The organism is Nocardiopsis oceanisediminis (assembly GCF_048595525.1).
GTDB lineage: Bacteria > Actinomycetota > Actinomycetes > Streptosporangiales > Streptosporangiaceae > Nocardiopsis_A > Nocardiopsis_A oceanisediminis.
This window is the reverse complement of record NZ_JAFMZJ010000001.1, coordinates 3,037,942-3,059,464: the sequence shown is the minus strand read 5'-3', so window position 1 is coordinate 3,059,464 and position 21,523 is coordinate 3,037,942. Positions and strand designations below refer to the sequence as shown.

Below are 21,523 nucleotides of genomic sequence, written 5' to 3'. Positions count from 1 at the left end.
GAGGCCTCGTTGAACGGATCCCCCTCGGAGAACCCCCCTGTCCCGGACGATCTGCGCGAGGTCGCCGCGCTCATCGGGCACTTCTTCTGCGATCCCGAGACCGCCATCGGCCATTACGCGACGCCCGCCGATCGGCCGGTCACCGAGAAGTGCCACACGATCATCCCCGGCGTCCTCTACCGGTGCCCCCTGGTCGACTCCCGGAAGCAGCCGGTCACCCTGCACCTGTACCGGGGCGTGGGCAGGCTCGGCGGCAACCTGTGGGAGCGCCAGGTCCGCGTCCTGCTCCGCGCCGCCTCCTACGGCCACCCCGCCCTGCCGGAGATCCTGGAGGGCGGCCACCGCGACGACGAGTACGTCCGCGGCCAGGGGATCGGCACGGAGGGGTTCGCCTACGTCGTCACCCGCCGGCACGGCCACGCCCTCACCGCCTTCTGGGACGACCTGCGCGGCGACCCGCCCTCATCGCTGCGCCAGTTCCTCGTCCTGGCCGACGGGCTGCAGGAGCTGCACGGGCAGCGGATGGTGCACCGCAGCATCTCCCGGGGCAGCATCGGCGCGGTCCTCTCCGACGCCCCGGATTCCGGCACCGGCCAGATCGGGCTCCAGCTGACCCGGTTCGAGATGAGCACCCTCACCAACGACCTGCTCCGCTTCGCCGTCGCCGAGCACGACCGCGACCCCGCGCAGATCCTGCGCGAACTGCACGGCGCCGACCTGTACTACTGCGCCCCGGAGATGCTCGAATTCCTCGACCTCGGGCTCCAGCGGATCCCGCAGGTCGGCGAGTGGTCGGACGTGTACAGCCTGGGGCTGGTGGCGGCGGGGCTGCTGGCCGAGGACGCCCCCGCCCCGCCCGCCGATGCCGGTCCCCCCGGCCGCGACGAGGTCCTCACCTGGCAGCACCGGGTCGTCCAGTCGGTCCGCGACTCCCGGAGACTGCCCAAGGCCCTCAAGGACCTGCTCGCGGCCATGCTGCACGGGCACACCAGGTCGCGCCCGTCCAGCGGGCAGGTGGTGGGCAGGCTCCGGAAGAAGTTCGACGAGATCATGTGGTACTGGGACGATCCGGCCAAGGACGAGCGGCCGCACCTGCTCATCTACGCCCCCTCCGAGTACCGCGACACCCTGCTGGCCTGGGGGGAGATCCGGCACGACCCGGTGGAGACGCAGGAGGGCGCCAAGGAGCTGGCCGACCGCATCGAGGCGGACCTGCGCGGGGCGCGGCTGTACCACGCCCCCTCCGGGGCCGCCCCCTACATGGCCTCCCGCACCGCGCAGCAGCTGCGGGACAAGGAGAAGTCCGAGTACCTGCTGTTCGGCAGGAGAATGGCCTGGTTCTGCCGGGAGTTCCGCCCCCGCCAGGGCCTGTCCGGGTACGGCGACCCCTACCCGGACGTCCTGATCATCAAGTACGTGGTGAACCTGCAGGCGGCACCCGGCCGGCGGCTCCGGGAGGCGCTGATCGGCAAGGAGTCGGCCCCCTCCACCGGCAAGGAGCTGAGCCGGGAGATCGGCTCGGTCGAGGCCCTCCCCCTCACCGTCGACCCCGAGGAGCTGGAGCACCAGCGCACCGGCCGCCCGGTCTGGTCCAGGCTGCTGGACAGCATCAAGATCTCGGCCGGCAAGTCCCAGGCCTACCGCGAATTCGAAGAGGCCATGAAGTGGCTGCTGCAGTACCAGCGGATCGAGTTCCAGGCCCGGCACTACCCCTACATCGCCGAGGGCACCGGCGACCGGACGGTGCTCCGGCTCGACGAGGAGCGGGACCGCAAGGTCCGCTACGACGACGCGCTCACCGCCCACTACTACGGCACCCCGCGGCTCCGGCCGGGCATGGGCGACTTCTTCGACTCGGTGGCCGGCGGCGGCGAGCACCGCAGGGTGGTCGAGGTGCTCCCGGACAGCGGCGGCCGCCCCGGCCGCGACCCGGTCAAGGTGGACTTCGTCGAGCGGGGCGGCGAGGACGGCATCACCGTCCGCCAGGGGCCGCACCGGCCCCGGATCCCGGAGAGGGGGTGGGTGCGGCCGGAGAACGAGACCGGCAGCGAGATCGCGCTGCGCCGCCAGAGCGACGCCCTGCCCACCCTGCTCGACAACCGGATGCTGGTCGGCCAGCTGCTGAACCCGACCACCATCCGCGGCCTGGTCCACCCGTGGAAGAAGGAGGCGGGCAGCGGGCTGATCGGCGGGGTGATCGCCACCGAGATGCTGGTCTGCGAGCCGTTCTTCGCCCTGCACGGCCCGCCCGGCACCGGCAAGACCCGGGTCTCCGCCCAGGCGATCGCGGCCTACCTGCGCAACAACCCGGGCCGCCGGGTGCTGGTGTCGGCCCAGTCCAACTACGCGCTGGACAACCTCGCCGCCGTGCTGCTGGAGCGGCTGGACCTGCTGGGCGGCGACGGGGCCGAGGAGCGGGCCGGCGAGGACGAGTCCGGGCGCGTCATCGCGCTGCGGCTGGCCACGCACGGCCACGAGGACCGGGTGGACCCCCGGCTGCGCGACCGGTTCGTGCCCGAGCAGCTGGCCCAGCGGCGGGTGGAACTGCTCCACGGGCTGATGCCGCAGCGGGCGCGCGCCGAGGAGGTGCGCCGCAAGCCCCGGCTCGCCGAGCTGCTGGCGGAATGGCCCTCGGTGGTGGAGCACGACGAGATGGAGCTGGTGGACCGGGTGCGCCGGTCGGCCAACCTGGTCTTCGCCACCTGCTCGGCGGCCGGGCGGACCGCCGACGCCACCGGGCGCGGCGGCGACCTGTTCGACTGGGTGGTGATCGAGGAGGCCGCCAAGGCGTGGCCCACCGAGCTGGTCATCCCGCTGACCCAGGGCATCCGGTGGACGCTCATCGGCGACCACAAGCAGCTGCCCGCCCACCGGCGCAGCGACGTCGAGCGGTTCCTCGCCGGGTGCGCGGAGAGCGACGACGAGGAGCTCAGCGAGCACGCCCGGCGGGGCGAGCAGTACATGCGGGCGTTCAACCTCTTCGGGTCGCTCTTCTCCAAGGTCGACCCGTCCGCCTCGCCCGCCCTGGAGCGGGTGGAGCAGCTGCAGGGGGCCGCCGACCCGCCGGTGCGCCACCTGAGCACGCAGTTCCGGATGAACCGGGCCATCGGCGACCTGGTCAGCGATGTCTTCTACACCGACCCGCGCTCCACCGACCCCGCGCCGGGCCGGGGCGGGCTGGTGCGCAACGGCCTCCCGGACGAGCCGCACGGCCTGGCCGAGCCGTCCTGGCTGCAAGGGCTCTCCCTGCTCTGGCTGGACACCGCCGACGCGGCCGACTGCGCGGACGAGCCCAGCTGGTACAACCGGGGCGAGGCCGAGGTGGTCGCCCGGTTCATCGAGGCGCTGCGCCCGCACCCGCTCCACGGCGACCCGGAGGAGGCCGCCGAGCGGCTCGCCGTGCTCAGCCCCTACCGGAAGCAGCTCGACATCCTGCGCGGGAAGGACCGGCTCGCCCCGTTCGCGCACACCGTCCACTCCTTCCAGGGGCGCGAGGCCGACATCGTCGTCATCTCCCTGGTCCGCGACCGCGAGCGGGGCAGCTGGGAGCGGCCGTGGCTCAACATCGGCCACCTCACCCAGCCGGAGCTGGTGAACGTGATGTGCTCGCGCGCCAGGAGGCTGCTGGTCATGGTGGGCGACCACGGGTTCTTCGCGAAGAACGAGGGAGGGTTCTGGCCGCGCGTGTGCAGGCGGTTCGAGGAGGACGGGCGCGTGGTCACCGCACGCGCCCTGGTGTGAGCCCCCGGCCGGCCGGGACGACGACGGTGACGGTGAGGGAGGAACACTGAGCACGACCCGCCTGGCGATCCCCTGCGAGCTGCTTCCGGTCCGGGTGCGGCTCGGCTACGACCGGGTGCTGTCCCGGATGGAGCAGACGGTGCTGGCCGTGGTGGCCCTGGGGCCGCCGGAGGCCGAGCCCTACGCCCCTGACGCCCGCTACTACCTTCCCGACCTGGTGGAACTGCTCGGCATCGGCGAGCGGGTCACCGTGGACCTGGTGGACGACCTGTGGCACAAGGGCTACCTCGCGGTGGACATGCGGGCCGCCACCGTGGCCGTCACCGACGAGGTCCGCAAGCACGCCCGGGACGGAACGCTGGACCGGCTGGACGCCGCCCAGGTGGACACCCAGGAGTGGCGCGTCATGGTGGACGGCCTCACCGGGGCGCTGCTGCCGGAGGGCGGCCCCTTCGCCCCGCCGGAGGGCAGCGTCGAGGTCCCCGCCGACCTCGTCTCCTCCACCGCGTTCTCCCAGGTGGACCTGTTGCGGGCGACCCGGGCCACCGCCGAGGACCGGGCCCGCCGGGGCGCCCCCGGGTCGGCGCTCCGGCACGTCCTGGGCGCGCACGTCCCCGAGAGCGGCCGGAGCGGGCTGCACCGCCGCCGCTGGCGCACCGTGGAGGCCGCCCTGGGCTGGGACGAGGCGGCCGACCGGCTGATCGTCGAGCTGGACGACCGCGACCTGTCCGCGGCCGACCGGGAGCGGGCCGAGCTGCGCATCGCCGAACTGGTGGAGTCCGCCCCGCAGAGCGAATTCTCCAGGAAGGTCCGGGGCAGGGTCGACCACGGGTTCACCGGGTCGGTCCCGCTGCCCGAGCGGATCGCGCGGTTCCGGGAGGACGCCGCCGCCCTCGCCGGCACCGCCCCGCAGTCCTGGGAGCAGCGGCACGAGGGGATGCGCGAGGAGGCCCGGGGGATCGCCGGCCGGCTGCGCGGGCTGGCGATGACCCGGGTGCGGGTGGAGGCGCTCGACTCCGCCGAGGAGCACCACCGCGCCCTGGGCGACCTGTTCGACCAGGCCCGCGACCAGCTCGTGCTGGTCTGGCCGGCGCTGCGCTACGACGGGCTGAGCCGGTGGTTCGACGCGCTCCGCCTGGTCCTGGAGCGGCAGGTGCGGGTGGTCCTGCTGTGGGGCGCCCAGCACGACGCCACCCTGGAGTCCAGGGCCTGGAACATGCTCATCGACCTGCGCCGCTCCCACCCCGGCCGGTTCGAGTTCGGCCGCAGGTCCAGCCGGGTCAACACCACCGCGGCCATCGCCGACGACCGCGCCGCCCTGGTGACCGGCTGCCCGCTGCCGCAGCGGCCGCAGGAGGGGGTGCGCCAGGCCGGGGTGGTGCTGTCCGCCCCGCCGGCGGGCCCGTGCCCGCCGATCGAGTCGCTGCTGTCCTGGGCCGCCACCGTCGTCCCCGACCACCGGGTCGGCGGGACCCTGTCCACCCGGCGCCACGACTTCGCCCCGGGGGGCGACGGGGAGGAGCCGTGGGAGCCGGCCCTGCCGCCCGAACCCGCCCAGCCCGGCAACGGCCTGCTGTGGCAGGACGCCTGGACCTCCTACGCCGACGCCCTGCGGCGCTCCTACGACGCGCTGCCCTCCCCGCGCGCCTCGGTGGTGCTGGACGGCCAGCACCGCGACATGCTCTGGAAGGCGCTGCGCGGCGCGCGCCGGCAGCTGGTCATCGGCTGCTCCCGGCTGGACGCCCGGACCCTGGACCACGCCCTGCTGGAGGAGCTGCGGGCGCGCCACCAGGACGGCGCGCTGGTCACCCTGGTCCACCCCGGCCCGGCGGACAACCGCAGCGAGGCGGGCAAGCAGGCCAACCGCGCGCTGCAGGACTGCCGGCGCTATGTCCACGCGCTCAAGCAGCGCAGCAACGCGCGGTTCGTCGCCTTCGACGACGAGCTGCTGGTGGGCGGGTTCGACCCGCTGACCGACCAGCGCACCTCGGCGGGGGCCAGGCACCTGCGCCGGTTCGGCGTGGGCGTGCGGATCACCGGCCGGGAGGCCGTGGACGCGTTCGTGGAGAACCTCACCCGGCGGCTCCCCCCGCTGCCGCCGCCCGGCTCCGGAGCCGCGCCCGCCGAGGAAACCGCCGGGTTCGGCACCGACGGCTCCCGGCTCGACCACGACCTGTCCCGGCTCGGCACCGGCGAGCCCGCCGCCCGCGCCCGGCTGGTCCGGGACCGGATCGCCGAGCTGCGGGAGAGCGGGAGCGACCGCCTCCTGGCCCTGCTGGCGCAGCTGCACACCGCCGGCTTCCCGGCCGCGGACATGCACGTCGCGGTGGCCGAGGTGCTGCGCGGCACGGCGCCGGAGGAGCGCGGCACCCCCCGGTTCCGCCCGTGGTGGGAGTGGCTCCTGCGCCACCTGTGGGAGCGGGGGGACTTCCCCGCGGCCGCCGTGCTCCGCGCCGGCCTGGCCGACCCCGACCTGCGCCCCGGCCCGGTCGCCGCGGCCCTGGCGGCGCTGCGCGGCACCCCCCTGTTCGAGGAGCACGCGGTCACCGCCGCGCTCACCGCGGAGGAGGCGCTGGAGCCGGGCGCCGCCCCGCTGCCCGGAGGGCGGGACGAACTGGTCGCGCTCGGCGTGCTGCTCTCCGCCGAGCTGCTGTTCGGCGCGGGTGCCGGGGAGGCCAGGGAGGCGCTCGGCGCGCTCGCCGAGCACCTCGGCCCGCCCTGGCGCGAGCTGGCCGACCGCGCGCTGGAGCACCGGCAGGCCGAGCGCGACTCCGGGCCGGTCCCGGTGGACGAGCTGCGGTCGGCCGTCGCGGTCCTGCGCGCCCGCGCCGAGGTCGATGAGGACTGGACCCGCCTGCTCGAACTGCTGGAATCGACCTCCCTGGTGCACCTGGACTTCACCTCCGGCAGGCGCACCCACCAGGCGCTGTTCCGCTCCGACGGCGCCTTCGGGCTGCTGCTGGAGGCGGTCCGCGCGCACGACGGCGCCGCCGTGGCCGCCTGGGCCCGGGAGCACCCCGAGGACGCGGTGGACGACCTGGTGGACCGCACCACCCGGGACCTGCCCGGCACCAAGGCCATGCCCAGGATCGACGCGGCCCGCCGGCGCGGCTACGTGGACGACAAGCTCAAGGTGATCAGCCGGCTGGCCGCGCGGGTGGCGGCGGAGGACCGGGCCGCGCCCCCGGTCCCCGGGCTCGCCCCGCGGCACGGGGAGACCGCGCGCCGCCTGGCCGGCGGCGCGGAGCGGTGGCTCGGCGCGGCGGAGGAGATCGCCGAGCCGGAGCGGCACCTCGTCCGCCGCGCCCTGGACCCGCTGGAGCTGATACGGGAATGGAGCAGCAGGTGACCCCACCTCCCCCCGAGATCCTTGCGGCCCTGCGGGCCTGGCCCGACCGGTGGCGGTTCCCCGGCCTGCTGCCGCTGCTCTCCGGCGACGCCGGCGAGCCGGCCGCCGGCGAGCTGGTCGAGGCGGTCCTGGAGGGCTACACCGACCCGGTGGCCGACCCCGAGGAGAGCGTGCGGCGCCTGCTCTGCCAGGGCGACCACCGGGCCGCCCGGGAGGCGGCGCCGGCCGGCGGCCCCGGCGCGCTCCGCCTGGTCGAGGAGCACGTGGAAGCCGAACGGGTCCGGCTGGACCGCCGGATCGGCCGGCTGCTCCGGCGCTCGCGCAAGGCCCGGATCGCCTCGGAGCGGGTGCCCTTCGCCCCGGAGGAGGTCCTCGCACCGGGCCGCGGCGCGGCCGACGCGGCGCTGCGGGACTGGGAGGCGCGCATCGCCGAGCAGGAGGAGCTGCTGCGCGAGCGGCTGCGCGCCCGAGCCGAGGAGCGCTTCGCCGGCGGCGGCCCGCAGAACGAGGAGCTGCTCGAAGCCGCCCGGAGCTGCCTGGAGGGCGGCGAGTTCGACGCCGCCGAGCGGCTGATCGGGCTGCCCCCCGGCACGCACTCCTACGAATGGCCCGACTACGTCCGCCCCTGGCGGTGGAACGGCCTCCTGCAGTCGAGGCCGGTGCCCGAGGCGCTGGCGATGTACCGGGAGGGCGCCCTGGTCCCGACCGGGTTCGTGGGCCAGTGGTGGCCGGAGACCGACACCGGGCGGGAGCTGGTCGAGGCGCTGCGGGGGGCGCAGGAGGCGCCGAGCGGGGAGGCGGTGCGCGCGCTGGCCCTGGCCTGGGACGCCCACCTGGGCGCGGACGCCCCGAGTGGCCGCGCGGTACAGGAGGTCGGCGAGGGATGGCGCACCGAGCTGCTCGGGGCGGCCGAGGAGCGGTTCCCCTGGCTCCCGCTGCCCCGGCCGCTGCCGCTGTGGGTCGGCCCGCCCGGCTGGCGGCCGCCCCGGGGCGCGCCGGGGATCCGCCTGGTGCTGGAGGAGGCGCCCCCGGGCGCGGAGGAGGAGTCCCCCGGGCCCGTCCCCGTGGACGCGCGGCGGCTGCTCTGCTCCGCCGCGCCCGGCGGCCCCGGGACCGCGGTCTTCCAGCGGGTCAACCTGCTGCGGGAGATCTGCCGCCGGCTCTCCCCCGCCCAGGTGACCGGCGCCGACTCCCCCTACGTGGCGGCGGGGGAGCGCCCGCCGACGCTCGCCGTCCGCAACGAGCTGGCCTGGTGGTTCGACCTGCTCGGCGTCGGCGTCGACCCGGGGGTGCTGGACACCCTCCTGGACGAGGCCGACGAGCACCCGGTGGCGCTGCGGGCCGCGGTGGACTTCCTGGTCCGCGAGGCGCGGGCCGGCACCGGGCGGCTGCGGATCGAGGACGTGGAGCGCTGGCGGGAGGACCCGGGCGCGCTGCTGGCCTGCCACGAGCGGGTGCTCGGCGCCGAGCGGCTGACCGGCGAGGCGGCGCTGGTGCTCCGCGCGCTCCTGCTGTTCGGCGAGGCGCTGGACGGCCTGATCGGCCCGGCCGAGGTCTCCGCGGCGTTCGAGTACGCCGACGCCGCCGAGCCGTTCGCGCAGAGCACCCCGGAGCAGCTGCTGGCCCGGATGGAGCGGTTCGGGGTGCTGCGCAGGGCGGACGGCTCCCCCGGCGCCTACCGCTGGGCCTCGCCCCGGCTGACCGGGCTGCTGGCCTCGGTCGGCGAGGAGCACCTGCGGCGGGCCGTCGCCGAGGGGGTGCGGCGCACGCTGGAGCGGCGCGAGCGCACGGTCGCCGCGCTCCGCCCCCGCCTGGCGGACATGTACGAGGAGATCTGGCGGCACAACGAGAAGTCCCGGCAGGCCGGGCAGGACCGCCCGCCGATCGGCAAGGACGAGTACCGGGAGGCGCGGATCGGGCGGATCGGCAGGGGCGAGAGGAGCAGGCTGGACCTCCCGCTCTTCCTCGGCCGGTGCCGGAACGGGCTCGGCTTCTCCCTCCCTGCGGAGGTGCGGGTCGACCGGCTGGAGGTGGAGGAGCCGGAGGCGGGCGCGTGGGTGTGGGCCAATGAGGACATGCTCCGGGTGGCCGTGGACGCCCTGCTGGACAACGCGGTCCAGGCGGTGCGCGCCGCGGGGGGCGGCCGGGTGCGGATGGCGCTGCGGCGCATCCGCTACCCCGGGCACGATGCCCCGTCCGGGGTCGATGTGCACATCGAGGACTCCGGCGGCGGCCTCGATGAGGAGCGGATCCGGCTCTTCAACGACCACGGCTGGGAGGAGATCTGGAACGACGACAGCGGCCTGTCCGGCCGGGGCGTGGCCATCGGTAAGGCCGGGGTGCTGTTCAACGACGGCAACGTGCAGTACTTCCCGCGCTCGGAGGAGCTGGGCGGGGCCCGGGTGCGGCTGCGGTTCCCGCTCGCCCGGGAGCTGCCGGGGGAGGATCAGCGCGCGGTGTAGCGGCGGACCACCTGCCGCAGCAGGTTCAGTCCCTCCGGCCTCTGGCGGTTCCGGTCCTTCTGCACGATGGTGCTCACCCCGTAGCGCCGCTTGATCTCCTCGCTGTCGTACTCCTCGGGGATCTCCACGGTCATCAGCACCCGGGGGAAGGTGCAGCCCATGTCCAGCATCTCCTCCAGGATGCCCAGGCCGTCGGAGTCGTCGGACTCCTCGGTCAGGTGGCGGTCGACCAGCGCCAGATCGAAGTCGAGCCCCGGTTCCCCCGCTTTGAGGGCGTGCCATTCCGCCAGTGACCGGACCACGACGCAGTCGTATCCGGCCAGCCGCTCGCGGTACCAGTCGTGGAACCGGTCCTCCACCAGCAGGATCCGGCGGCTCTCCGCGGCCCGCTGCGGAGCGGCGCGCCCCTCGTCCAGCCGCCGGGCCGCGCCGCTCCGCAGGAAGCCCGGGTCCAGCTCGAAGCAGGAGCGGAAACCGGGCCACGCCTCGACCTCCCCGCCGCCGGCGGCCAGGCGGGCGGCGGCCTCGGCCAGCCGGTCCCGGCTCCGGTAGAGCTCGCCCCAGAGCCCCTGGTCCAGGAGCCGCCGGTACTGCTCGCGCGGGTCCCCCGTCCACATGCGCAGCAGCCGGTCGACCTCCCCCGGATCGGGAGCGGCGGGGGGCCGGGGGAGCCTTTTCACGCCCTCGGTGAAGTCCCGGGCGTCGACGCCGAACGCCTCCGGGGCGAGGCGGTAGCCGAGCGTTCCGCCCTGTCCCTTGGTCTCCAGCACCTCCGGCTCGGCGTCGAGGGCGTTGCGCACTTGGCTGACGTACTTCCTGGCGAGCCCGCGGAGGTCGCCGCTGGCCGAGGTCGTCTGGAGCGTTCTCTGCAGGCGCTCGATATGCACGAATTCGCCGTTGGCCAGCATCAGCCGGAGAAAGACGGCGCGCGGGCCCGTTCCTTCCCCCAGCGGCACCGGTTCCCCGTCGGAGACCCGGTGCACCTGGAGTTCTCCCAGCATTCGAACGGTGAACACGCGATCGGTACCCGCTGCCATACAGGGATTGTAGCCGCGCCGGCCCGGTCCGCCCCGGGTGGCGGCCGGGCGGGCGGCGCCGCTGCGGAACGCCGGCGGAACCGCCGAGGAAAGGCCGCGGAACCGCGGCGGAGGATCCGTTCCACGGGTCCGCCGGACTTCTCCGCACCGGCACCGGAAACGCATACGCGAATTCCACCGGGATCGGTTTCATGGTGGCAGCGGAAGAAATCCGGGACAGCTCGAGAAAGGTGCACCGCCATGAAGCTCCCCCTCCACTGGGCCGTGATCGGCCTCGCCGGCTGCTTCGCCGCCCTCCTCGTCGGCGGGCTCACCCTCGCCACCGCCGCCTCGTGGCCGGCCGCCCTGCTGGCCGCGGTGGGCGCCGGCGGGGCCGCGGTGATGGGCTCGGCGACCCTCATCGGCCAACAGATCGAATAGCCCCGCGCCCCGGGAGGCGGACGGCGACCGTCCGCCTCCCGGGCGCGTCTCCGGACTCAGGCGTGCCCCTCCGGGATCAGGGTGTAGTCGGGGAAGTTGCCCGGGACGCGCTCGCCCTCCGGGCCGCGGGTGACGGCGCGGACGAGGAGGGGGCCGCCGACGAAGGCGCCGCGCCAGGAGGCGCCCCACCCGCCGAACAGCTCCTCCCGGTCGCCCCGGGAGCGGGGGGCGTTGATGCCGACCTTGAAGGCGCGGACCTCGGCCGCCAGGCGGCGGGCGGTGTCGGGGTCGTCGCAGGAGACGGTGGAGACCAGCGCCCCGTTGCTGGCGTTCATCGCCGCCAGCAGCTCGGCCTCGGTGTCGACCAGCACGAAGGTGTCCACCGGGCCGAACGGTTCGGCGTGGAAGAGCGGGGAGGAGCGCGGCGGTTCCAGCAGGGCGGCCGGGGCCATGTAGGCGTCGGCGTTCTGGCCGGGGATGAGCCGGGCGGCGGCCGGCGAGCCGCGGTGGATCGGCACCGCGCCGCCGGCCACCGCCTCGTCGACCTGGGCGGCGAGGTCCTTGGCCTTGGCCGCCCCGATGAGCGGCCCGAAGTCCAGCTCCGGCAGGTCGTCGCCGGGGTCGGCGACGGCCAGCGGGTGGCCGAACCGGACCGAGGAGACCGCGGGCAGGTAGGCGGCGAGGAACCGGTCGAACAGGCCGCGCTGGACGACGAACCGGGGGTAGGCGGTGCAGCGCTGCTTGGCGTAGTCGAACGTCTTGCGGATCTGCCCGGACAGCGCCTCCCAGTCGCCGAACTCCCACACGCCCCAGCAGTTCAGCCCCTCCTGCTCCAGGATGTGCCGGCGCCCCAGGTCGGCCAGGTCCGCGGCGACCTGCCCGCCGGTGTCCCGGCCGCCGACGAACGACACGCAGCCGATCTCCGGGCCGCGCACCAGCGCCGGGGACAGCTCCCGGCCGCCGCCGCTGACCAGGGTGAACGGCAGCCCTTCCCGGACGGCCAGGGCGATGGCCAGGGTGAGGCAGACCAGCCCGCCGTCGGTGGGGGTCTTGGCGACGGCGGCGTTCCCGGCCAGCGCCTGCACGCACATCGCGTGCGCCAGCACGCTCATCGGGTAGTTCCAGCTGGCGATGTTGGAGACCGGGCCGTCCAGCGGGGCGCGGCCCTCCAGCATCCCGTCGATCTCGTCCAGGTACCACTCCACCCCGGAGACGGCCCGGTCCACGTCCTGGCGGGCCAGCCGCCACGGCTTGCCGATCTCCCAGACCAGGGCGAGGGCCAGGGTGTCCCGGTGCCGCTTCCACGCGTCCGCCGCCGCGCGCACCCGGGCCCTGCGCTCGGGCAGGGGGACCCGGCGCCAGGCGCGGTGCTCGTCGGCGGCGGCGCGCACCGCCCCCTCCGCGGTGCCGGCGCCGACCAGCGGCGGCCCGGCGATCTCGGTGCCGTCCACCGGCGAGTGCGCGGGCCGCGGCTCCCCGTCGGCGCGCCAGGCCCCGCCCCAGCGGTTGCGGACCCGGTCGGCGCCGAACGCCTCGGGGGCGGCGTCCCGGCAGCGGCCGTACAGGGCGTCCCACTCGGTCCCCGGTTTGACGCGCAGCCCGCTCACCGGCCCCTCCCCGCCGCCGCGCCCGCCGGGGCGGCCTCCGCGCCGAGCACGGCGACGGTGTGCCGGGCCAGTTCGGCGGTGGCGCTCGGGGTGCGGCCGACCTGCACACCGGCCGCTTCCAGGGCCTCCTTCTTGGCCTGGGCGGTGCCCGAGGACCCGGACACGATCGCGCCCGCGTGCCCCATCGTCTTGCCCTCCGGCGCGGTGAACCCCGCCAGGTAGCCCACCACGGGCTTGGTGACGTTGGCCTTGATGAACTCCGCGGCCCGCTCCTCGGCGTCCCCGCCGATCTCGCCGATCATCACGATCGCGTCGGTGTCGGCATCGGCCTCGAAGGCCGCCAGGGCGTCGATGTGGGTGGTCCCGATGATCGGGTCCCCGCCGATGCCCACGCAGGTGGAGAAGCCGATGTCGCGCAGCTCGTACATCATCTGATACGTCAGCGTGCCCGACTTCGACACCAGCCCGATCCGGCCCGGCTTGGTGATGTCGGCCGGGATGATCCCGGCGTTGGAGGCGCCCGGGGTGATCAGGCCGGGGCAGTTGGGCCCGATGATCCGGGTCCTGTTGCCCTTCTCGGTGGCATAGGCCCAGAAGTAGGCGGTGTCGTGCACCGGCACGCCCTCGGTGATGACCACCGCCAGCCCGATGCCGGCGTCGACCGCCTCGATCACGGCGTCCTTGGTGAACTTCGGCGGAACGAAGATCACCGTGGTGTCGGCGCCGGTGGCGGCCATGCCCTCGGCCACCGACCCGAACACCGGCACCTCGGTGCCGTCGAAGTCCACCGCGGTGCCGGCCTTGCGCGGGTTGACCCCGCCCACCACCTGGGTGCCGGCGGCCAGCATGCGCCGGGTGTGCTTGGTGCCCTCAGAGCCGGTCATGCCCTGGACCAGCACCTTGCTGTCCTTGGTCAGGAAGATCGCCACGTGTCTCGCCCCTTCTACTTCGCCGCGGCCAGCTGCGCGGCCTGCGCGGCGGCGCCGTCCATGGTCTCCACCTGGCGCACCGCGGGGTGGGCCCGCTCGGTCAGGATGGAGCGGCCCAGCTCGGCGCTGTTGCCGTCCAGGCGCACCACCAGCGGCTTGGTCACGTCGTCGCCGCGCGACTCCAGCAGCTCCAGGGCCTGCACGATGCCGTTGGCCACCGCGTCGCAGGCGGTGATCCCGCCGAACACGTTGACGAACACCGAGCGCACGTCGGCGTCGCCCAGGATGATCTCCAGGCCGTTGGCCATCACCTCGGCCGAGGCGCCGCCGCCGATGTCGAGGAAGTTGGCGGGCTTGACCCCGCCGTGGGCCTCGCCGGCGTAGGCGACCACGTCCAGGGTGGACATGACCAGGCCCGCGCCGTTGCCGATGATGCCGACCTGACCGTCGAGCTTGACGTAGTTCAGGCCCTTTGCCCGGGCCGCCTCTTCGCGTCCGCCCCCGCCGTCGCCGTTGCGGAACGGGGTGCGCTCCGGGTGCCGGAACCCGGCGCCGTCGTCCAGGGTGACCTTGCCGTCCAGTGCCAGGATCCGCCCGTCTGCGGTGCGCACCAGCGGGTTCACCTCGACCAGGGTGGCGTCCTCCTGGACGGCGACCTCCCACAGCCGCCGCATGGCGGAGGCCGCGGGGGCGCGGACCTCCTCGGGCAGCCCGGCCTCGGCGCAGATCCGCCCGGCGGTGGCGGCGTCCAGCCCGGTGCGGACCGGGACAGGGGTACGCACCACCGCCTCGGGGCGCTCGGCGGCGACCTGCTCGATGTCCACGCCGCCCTCGGCGGAGCAGATCGCCAGGAAGGACCGGTCGGCGCGGTCCAGCAGCACCGAGAAGTAGTACTCCTCGGCGATGTCGGTCGCCTGCTCGACGAGCACGCTCCGCACGGTGTGGCCCCTGATGTCCATGCCCAGGATCCGCTCGGCGTGCCGGCCGGCCTCCTCCGCGTCCGCGGCGACCTTCACACCGCCGGCCTTGCCGCGGCCACCGGTCTTGACCTGCGCCTTGACGGCGACGCGGCCGCCGAGCCGGGCCGCGCTGAACACGGCCTGCTCCGGGGTCCGGGCGAGCTGCCGCTCGGCGAGCGGCACACCGTGCTCGCCGAAGAGCTGCTTCGCCTCGTGTTCGTAGAGATCCACCGGCCCTCCTCGGGTCTGGTAAGCCCCCTCGGAACAGTCTTAGCGAGATTGTATGCAGTATTCAATATCGCGGCCCGAATTCCCTCCCGCCCGCTCGAGCCGCCCGGCCGCGCCGCCGCCCCGCTCCACCACGGCCCGAGCTGCGGGAAACCGCCACCGCCGGAGCCGCCCTCTTCCGGGAGGCGGCGGAGAATGCGACCGCACCGGCAGGCGCCCGGCGGGCCGGGCACCGCGCGGAGCGGCCCCTGGACCGCCCCGGGGAAGGCGCGGGGCGCCGAACCGGCACCCCGCCCCCTTCGGTCCGCTCGGGGCTCCGACCGGAAACGGGCCCCGAACGGAAGCCGGCAGGACGCACGTCGCGGACCGACTGGGCGGGGCCCATCGGCACCCCGGGCTTCGCACGCCCCGCCCGCCTGCACCGGACGGGGTCCACACCCGCCGGACCCGGCCGGGGCGGACAGGCCGCCCGGGACCCGACCGGCGGCAGGCTTCCCGAACGGGAACCGAGCGGGTCGCGCGCTGCGGGCCGGCCGACCAGGGGCCCGCCGGCGCCCCGGCCGCACGCCGGCGGAGCGCCGGTGAACGACCCCCTGGGCAGAGTCGGCCATTTCATGGATACTGTATGCAATTTTTCTGGAGCCTCGGAGGTGATCGGCCGTGACCACCGCACACCGCCCACCCGAACCGCCGGACCGGCCCGCGCCCGGTGCCGGGCCGGCCTCGCCGTACGCGCCGCGGGCCGGCGAGTACCGGGACTGGTCCGGGCGTCGCTACACCGTCGGCCCGAGCGCCCGCGCGCTCACCGGCCGGGACCGGTCGCACCTGCTCGGCCGCGCCGCGCTGGCGCTGGCCGCCGTGGGCGTGCTGCAGTTCGGCTACGGGGCGGCCGTCCCGCTGCTGATCGCCGCGCACGGCTGGAGCCCGGTCCAGGCGCTGCTCCCGTTCGCGGTGTGGGCGCTGGTCCAGGCCGGCTCGGCGGCGCCGGTGGCGCGGCTCCGCGAGCGCGGCGCCCTGCCGCCCTCCCTGGCCGTCCCGCTCGGCTCGGTCCTGGCCGCGGCCGGCCCGGCCTCGCTGCCCTGGGCCGCCGACCCGCTCTGGGCGGTGCTCGGCCACGGCCTGCTCGGCGGGGCCGGCGCCGGGCTGGTCTACCACTCCTGCGTGCACCTGGCCGCGGCCTGGTACCCCGAGCGGCCCGCGCTGCACACCGCGTTCACCGGCGCCGCGTTCGCGCTCGGCTCGGTCCCGCTGGTCGCGGCGGCCGGGCTGGGCCCTCCGCCGGAGGTGCTCGCCCCCGCCGCCCTGGCGCTGGCGGTCCTGGTCGGCGCGGTCGGCGCGGCCTGCGGGCTCCGGCTGGCCGAACCGCCGCCGCGCTGGTGGCCGCCGGAGACCGATCCGCGCGGCTGGGCGCTGCGCCCCCGAACCGCACCGCCCGCCTCGCGCGACCACTCCCCCGCCGAGGCCTGGCGCAGCGGGGCGCTGCCCCGGCTGCACCTGGTGGTCGCCGCCTCCGGGGCCGCTGCGCTGTTCGATGCCGCGGTGCTGCCGCTGCTGCTGACCCGGGCCGACTTCCCGCCCGGCGCGGTCGCCGCCGCGGCGGCCGCGGTGGTCGCCGGGAGCGGCCTGGGCCGGATCGCCGCCGGCGGGTGGGCCGAGCGGGGCGATCGCCGCACCGTGCTGGCGGCCGCGCTGGCCTGCGGGGCGGTGGCGCATGCCGGGCTGGCCGCGGCGGTCGCGGCCGGGGCCGCGCCCGCGCTGGTCTGCTTCGCCGCCGCGGCCGGGATCGGCGGCGGATCGTGCTACCCGCTCACCCGGGAGCTGGCGGTGGACTTCTTCGGGGTGCGCGATTCCGCGCGCATCCAGGGGCTGGTCTACAGCGCCAAGGGAGTGGGCGGGCTGGTCGGGGTGGGCGGGGCGGCGGCCCTGCTCGCCCTGGCCCCGGCCGCCTGGACGGTGGCGGCTCCAGCGGCGGCCGGGGCCGCGGCGGGGGCCGCCGCGCTCGCCGCCGCCCGGCTGCGCCGCCCGCTGTCGGCCCGCACCCTGCCGCTCCCCTCCACCTGAGAGGGAGGACTGCCGGGCATGCAGCCGACTCCGCGAGGCGGCGGGCGGGGCGGGGCCGGGCGCCTCACCCGACTGCGGCGTCTCGCGGAGTGGGGGTTCAGGCAGGCGGTGAGGGCAGGAAGCGTGCCGGCCGGTCGGGCGCGGCGCCTCGCAGAGCAGGGGTTCAAACCTGCGGCAACGGCAAGGGGAGGGGTGAGGCAGAGCGTCCCAGCCGGGTGCGGCGCCCCACGGAGTGAAGGCTCAGACCGGCAGCGACGGCGCCGGCAGGGGCGGGACAGAGCGTCCCGGCCGGGTGCGGCGCCTCGCGGAGCGAAGGTCCAAACCGGCAGCGACGGCGCCGGCAGGGGCAGGGAACGGGTGTCGCCCGAGCGCGGCGCCCCACAGGGCGGGGGTTCAAGCAGGCGGCAGCGGCAAAGGTAGGGGCAGAGCACGGGTGTCGGCCGGGCGCGGCGTCTCGCGGAGCGAATGTTCAAGCGGGCGGGGACGGCGCAGGTAGGGGCGTGTCGGCTGCTCGGTCGGGCGCGGCGTCTCGCGGGGCGGGGGTTCAGGCGGGCGGCGAGGGCGGGAGTGGGCCGGGGCGGCGTTCACGGGTCCGCAACCAGGCGCCCGACAGGGAAGCGGTGTTCCGGCGGCGGGCCCGGAGTCACCTTGCCGGCGGAGGGGGTTATGTCCGCTATGCCGGATCGCCGGCGGGGATCGGGCGGGCCGGGGGCGCCCTGCACACCCCCGCAGCATGCCCGATGACATCTACCGGCGAGTAGTAAGTCCTGAAGCCCCGCCACCACCTTCCCGGTCACCCAGAGTGGCCGAAGCGGGGCCCGCCGGGAGGACGAATGCGACATCCCGCCCCCTCCCCGCCCCTCCAAGGGGTTCCGGCCCGGCCTTTCGGGCCTTCCGGGCGGCACGGATCCCCGGCCGCCGCCCGGATCGGGGCCGTTCGGGCCCCGGGAGGCCCGTTCCGGCCCGGGATGTGCGCCCGGGAATCACCGGGGTGCTCTCGCGGTGCGCAGGGCGCCCCCCACTACCGTCACCCTCCGTATTCATACAGTTCAGGGAGGTGTCGGCGGTCGCCGGGCGGCCCGCCCCACCACCGGGGCGACGCGGGAACGGCGAACCCGCCCCCTCACCCACCCCACCGCCCTGCCGCAGGCGACCCGCCGACCCCGGCCCACTCCCGCCCTCGCCGCCCGCCTGAACCCCGGCCCCGCGAGACGCCGCGCCCGACCGACCGGCCGGCACGCCCCCTGGCCTCGCCGCTCGCTTGAACCTTCGCTCCGCGAGGCGCCGCGCCCGACCGGCTGGCCGACACACCCCCTGGCCTCGCCGCTCGCTTGAACCTTCGCTCCGCGAGGCGCCGCGCCCGGCCGACACCCGCACCCCGCCCCTACCTCCGCCGTCGCCGCCCGCCTGAACCCCGCCCCGCGAGACGCCGCGCCCGACCGACACCCGCGCCCCGCACCTTCCTCCGCCGTCGCCGCCTGGTTGAGCCTTCACCCCGTGGGGCGCCGCGCCCTACCGGCTGGCCGGCACGCCCCCTGGCCTCGCCGCTCGCTTGAACCTCCGCTCCGCGAGACGCCGCACCCGGCCCGCCCCCACCGCCACCGCGCGCATATCCGGCAGCCCCTGAGCCGGCCCCGGGGGTCTGGACACCCGGGCGGGGCTGAGGTAGCAATGAAGACCCATACTGTATGCAGTATTCGACGAACACCGCTGAGCGGAACCGAACGGCACCGGACCGCACCGATGAGCAGCGCGACGAGCGAGGAGACGCACCTGCCATGAGCAACGGAACCGGCGAGGACACCTCGATCTCCGGCGGCCACCTGGTCGCCAAGGCACTGAAGGCCGAAGGCGTCGACGTGGTCTTCACCCTCTGCGGCGGACACATCATCGACATCTACGACGGCTGCGCCGACGAGGGCATCGACATCATCGACGTCCGGCACGAGCAGGTGGCGGCGCACGCCGCGGACGGCTACTCCCGGATCACCGGCAAGCCCGGCTGCGCGGTGGTCACCGCCGGCCCCGGCACCACCGACGCCGTCACCGGCATCGCCAACGCCTACCGCGCCGAGAGCCCGATGCTGCTCATCGGCGGCCAGGGCGCCCTCAGCCAGCACAAGATGGGCTCGCTGCAGGACCTGCCGCACGTCGACATGATCACCCCGATCTCGAAGTTCGCGGCGACCGTCCCGCACACCGAGCGGGTCGCCGACATGGTCTCGATGGCCTTCCGCGAGGCGTCCAGCGGCGCCCCCGGCCCGTCCTTCCTGGAGATCCCGCGCGACGTACTGGACGCCCGGGTGCCGGTGGAGCGGGCCCGGATCCCCCGGCCCGGCGGGTACCGCGCCTCCACCCGGCAGGCCGGCGACCCCGCGGCGATCGAGCGCCTGGCCGAGCTGCTGGTCCGCTCCGAGCGGCCGAGCATCCTGCTCGGCGGGCAGGTGTGGACCACCCGCGCCACCGGCACCGCGGTCGAGCTGGTGCGCGCGCTCAACGTGCCGGCCTTCATGAACGGCGCCGGCCGGGGCACCCTTCCCCCCGGCGACCCGCACCACTTCCAGCTCTCCCGGCGGCACGCCTTCGCCGAGTCCGACCTGATCATCATCGTCGGCACCCCGTTCGACTTCCGGATGGGCTACGGCAAGCGGCTCTCCCCCGAGGCGACCGTGGTCCAGATCGACCTGTCCTACGCCACCGTCGGCAAGAACCGCGACATCGACCTGGGCATCGTCGGCGACGCCGACACCGTGCTCCGCGGGGTGCTGCAGGCCGCCTCCGGCTTCGGCGACACCGGCGCGCAGAGCCGCAAGCCCTGGCTGGAGGAGCTGCGCGCGGTGGAGGCCAAGGCCCGCGACAAGCGCTCCGCGCTGCTCTCCTCCGACGCCTCCCCGATCCACCCCTACCGGCTGGTCTCCGAGATCAACGACTTCCTCACCGAGGACTCGATCTACATCGGCGACGGCGGCGACATCGTCACCTTCTCCGGGCAGGTCGTCCAGCCCAAGTCGCCCGGCCACTGGATGGACCCCGGGCCGCTGGGCACGCTCGGCGTCGGCGTCCCGTTCGCGATGGCCGCCAAGTACGCCCGGCCGGACAAGGAGGTCGTCGCGCTCTTCGGCGACGGCGCGTTCAGCCTCACCGGATGGGACTTCGAGACGCTGGTCCGCTTCGGCATGCCCTTCGTCGGCATCGTCGGCAACAACTCCTCGATGAACCAGATCCGCTACGGCCAGATCGCCAAGTACGGCGCGGACCGCGGCGAGCTCGGCAACACCCTGGGCGACGTGCGCTACTCGGAGTTCGCGCAGATGCTCGGCGGGCACGGCGAGGAGGTCCGCGAGGCCTCCGAGATCGGCCCGGCGCTGCGGCGGGCCCGCGAGTCCGGCAGGCCGTCGCTGGTCAACGTCTGGATCGACCCGGACGCCTACGCCCCCGGAACCATGAACCAGACCATGTACAAGTGACCGGCCGGCGCGAAGAAGACGGGAGCAGAGCCATGGCGAAGGCCCTCGACGGCGTCCGCGTCCTCGACATGACCCACGTGCAGTCCGGCCCCTCGGCCACCCAGATCCTGGCCTGGCTCGGCGCCGACGTGGTCAAGCTCGAAGCGCCCACCGGGGACATCACCCGGCGGCAGCTGCGCGACCTCCCCGACGCCGACAGCCTCTATTTCACGATGCTCAACTCCAACAAGCGCAGCGTCACCCTGAACACCAAGAGCGAGCAGGGCAAGCGGATCTTCTTCGACCTGGTGCGCGGCAGCGACGTGCTGGTGGAGAACTTCGCCCCCGGCGCCCTGGACCGGATGGGGTTCACCTGGGAGGTGCTGCACGAGGCCAACCCGAGGCTGGTCTACGCCTCGATCAAGGGCTTCGGGCCCGGCGCCTACGCCGACTTCAAGGCCTACGAGGTCATCGCGCAGGCGATGGGCGGGTCGATGAGCACCACCGGGTTCGACACCGGGCCGCCGCTGGCCACCGGTGCGCAGATCGGCGACTCCGGCACCGGCATGCACCTGGTGGCCGGGGTGCTGGCCGCGCTGCTGCAGCGCGCCCGCACCGGGCTCGGCCAGCGGGTCGAGGTGGCCATGCAGGAGGCGGTGCTCAACCTGTGCCGGGTGAAGCTCCGCGACCAGCAGCGGCTGGCGCACGGCCCGCTGGCGGAGTACCCCAACGACGAGTTCGGCGACGAGGTGCCGCGCTCGGGCAACGCCTCCGGCGGCGGGCAGCCCGGCTGGGCGGTGCGCACCGCCCCCGGCGGCCCCAACGACTACGTCTACGTGATCATCCAGCCGCCCGGCTGGCCGCACCTGGCGGAGCTGGCCGGCCGGCCCGAGCTGGCCTCCGATCCGGAGTGGGCCACCCCCGAGGCGCGCCTGGACAAGCTGGACAAGGCGTTCTCGCTGATCGAGGAGTGGTCCTCCAAGCTGCCCAAGTGGGAGGTGCTGGCCCGGCTGAACGAGCGGAACATCCCCTGCGGGCCGATCCTGTCCACCAGGGAGATCATCCAGGACGAGACGCTGCGCGCCGGCGGCATCGTGACCGACGTCGAGCACCCGCAGCGCGGCTCCTACACCACCGTCGGCCTGCCGATCCGGCTCTCCGACTCCCCCGCCGACGTGCGCCGCTCCCCCCTGCTGGGCGAGCACAACACCGAGATCTACGGCGGCGAGCTGGGCCTGTCCGACGGCGAAATCGCCGACCTCGCAGCGAACGGAGTGATCTGAC

11 protein-coding genes are annotated in these 21,523 nt (G+C 75.3%); 7 read left to right on the top strand and 4 right to left on the bottom strand.

What is annotated here, in order from left to right; genetic code table 11:
• Positions 1-9: 9 nt before the first annotated feature.
• The 3 genes from J0910_RS13450 (at position 10) to J0910_RS13440 (ending at position 9,552) form a co-directional block, all read left to right on the top strand.
• The gene (locus tag J0910_RS13450) at positions 10-3,741 is read left to right on the top strand and encodes a DEAD/DEAH box helicase (protein WP_420158837.1); all 3,732 of its coding nucleotides are present in this window, start codon (positions 10-12) and stop codon (positions 3,739-3,741) included.
• Between the two features lie 94 nt (positions 3,742-3,835).
• Complete coding sequence (locus J0910_RS13445) at positions 3,836-7,090, top strand: hypothetical protein (RefSeq protein WP_420158836.1); 3,255 nt, start codon at positions 3,836-3,838, stop codon at positions 7,088-7,090.
• A complete protein-coding gene (locus tag J0910_RS13440) occupies positions 7,087-9,552 on the top strand; it encodes an ATP-binding protein (RefSeq protein ID WP_420158835.1) in 2,466 nt (821 codons plus the stop codon). The genes J0910_RS13445 and J0910_RS13440 overlap by 4 nt, the downstream gene beginning before the upstream one ends.
• Here J0910_RS13440 and J0910_RS13435 read toward each other — a convergent pair.
• The gene (locus J0910_RS13435; RefSeq protein ID WP_420158834.1) at positions 9,537-10,589 is read right to left on the bottom strand and encodes a hypothetical protein; all 1,053 of its coding nucleotides are present in this window, start codon (positions 10,587-10,589) and stop codon (positions 9,537-9,539) included. The genes J0910_RS13440 and J0910_RS13435 overlap by 16 nt on opposite strands.
• 240 nt (positions 10,590-10,829) lie before the next feature.
• On the opposite strand from J0910_RS13435, the gene J0910_RS13430 reads away from it, so the two are divergent.
• Positions 10,830-11,009 carry a hypothetical protein gene (locus J0910_RS13430; protein WP_420158833.1) on the top strand — a complete coding sequence of 60 codons (180 nt, stop codon included), beginning with the start codon at positions 10,830-10,832 and terminating at the stop codon, positions 11,007-11,009.
• Positions 11,010-11,065: 56 nt separating this feature from the next.
• Here the strand turns inward: J0910_RS13430 and J0910_RS13425 are convergent, their stop codons facing one another.
• From J0910_RS13425 to sucC, 3 genes are read right to left on the bottom strand one after another with little or no spacing between them, the layout of a single operon-like run.
• The gene (locus J0910_RS13425) at positions 11,066-12,616 is read right to left on the bottom strand and encodes an aldehyde dehydrogenase family protein (RefSeq protein WP_420158832.1); all 1,551 of its coding nucleotides are present in this window, start codon (positions 12,614-12,616) and stop codon (positions 11,066-11,068) included.
• Positions 12,613-13,545 carry a succinate--CoA ligase subunit alpha gene (gene sucD / locus J0910_RS13420; protein ID WP_420158831.1) on the bottom strand — a complete coding sequence of 311 codons (933 nt, stop codon included), beginning with the start codon at positions 13,543-13,545 and terminating at the stop codon, positions 12,613-12,615. The genes J0910_RS13425 and sucD overlap by 4 nt, the downstream gene beginning before the upstream one ends.
• A gap of 14 nt (positions 13,546-13,559) precedes the next feature.
• Positions 13,560-14,735: an ADP-forming succinate--CoA ligase subunit beta gene (sucC, locus tag J0910_RS13415; protein ID WP_420158830.1), complete on the bottom strand. Its 1,176-nt coding sequence runs from the start codon at positions 14,733-14,735 to the stop codon at positions 13,560-13,562.
• Positions 14,736-15,392: 657 nt separating this feature from the next.
• On the opposite strand from sucC, the gene J0910_RS13410 reads away from it, so the two are divergent.
• From J0910_RS13410 to frc, 3 genes are all read left to right on the top strand, one after another.
• On the top strand, positions 15,393-16,793 hold the full coding sequence (locus tag J0910_RS13410; RefSeq protein WP_420158829.1) for an MFS transporter: 1,401 nt from the start codon (positions 15,393-15,395) through the stop codon (positions 16,791-16,793).
• Between the two features lie 1,778 nt (positions 16,794-18,571).
• Positions 18,572-20,260 (top strand): thiamine pyrophosphate-binding protein, encoded by a 1,689-nt coding sequence (locus tag J0910_RS13405; protein WP_420158828.1) that lies wholly within the window; start codon positions 18,572-18,574, stop codon positions 20,258-20,260.
• A gap of 32 nt (positions 20,261-20,292) precedes the next feature.
• Positions 20,293-21,522, top strand: coding sequence for a formyl-CoA transferase (gene frc, locus J0910_RS13400; RefSeq protein ID WP_420158827.1), 1,230 nt, complete (start codon positions 20,293-20,295; stop codon positions 21,520-21,522).
• Position 21,523: the final 1 nt, after the last annotated feature.

Bases quoted from the DNA above. Each gene is read 5' to 3' on its own strand.
- J0910_RS13435 (WP_420158834.1), bottom strand. From the start codon at position 10,589: ATGGCAGCGGGTACCGATCGCGTGTTCACCGTTCGAATGCTGGGAGAA.
- J0910_RS13430 (WP_420158833.1), top strand. From the start codon at position 10,830: ATGAAGCTCCCCCTCCACTGGGCCGTGATCGGCCTCGCCGGCTGCTTC.
- J0910_RS13405 (WP_420158828.1), top strand. From the start codon at position 18,572: ATGAGCAACGGAACCGGCGAGGACACCTCGATCTCCGGCGGCCACCTG.
- frc (WP_420158827.1), top strand. From the start codon at position 20,293: ATGGCGAAGGCCCTCGACGGCGTCCGCGTCCTCGACATGACCCACGTG.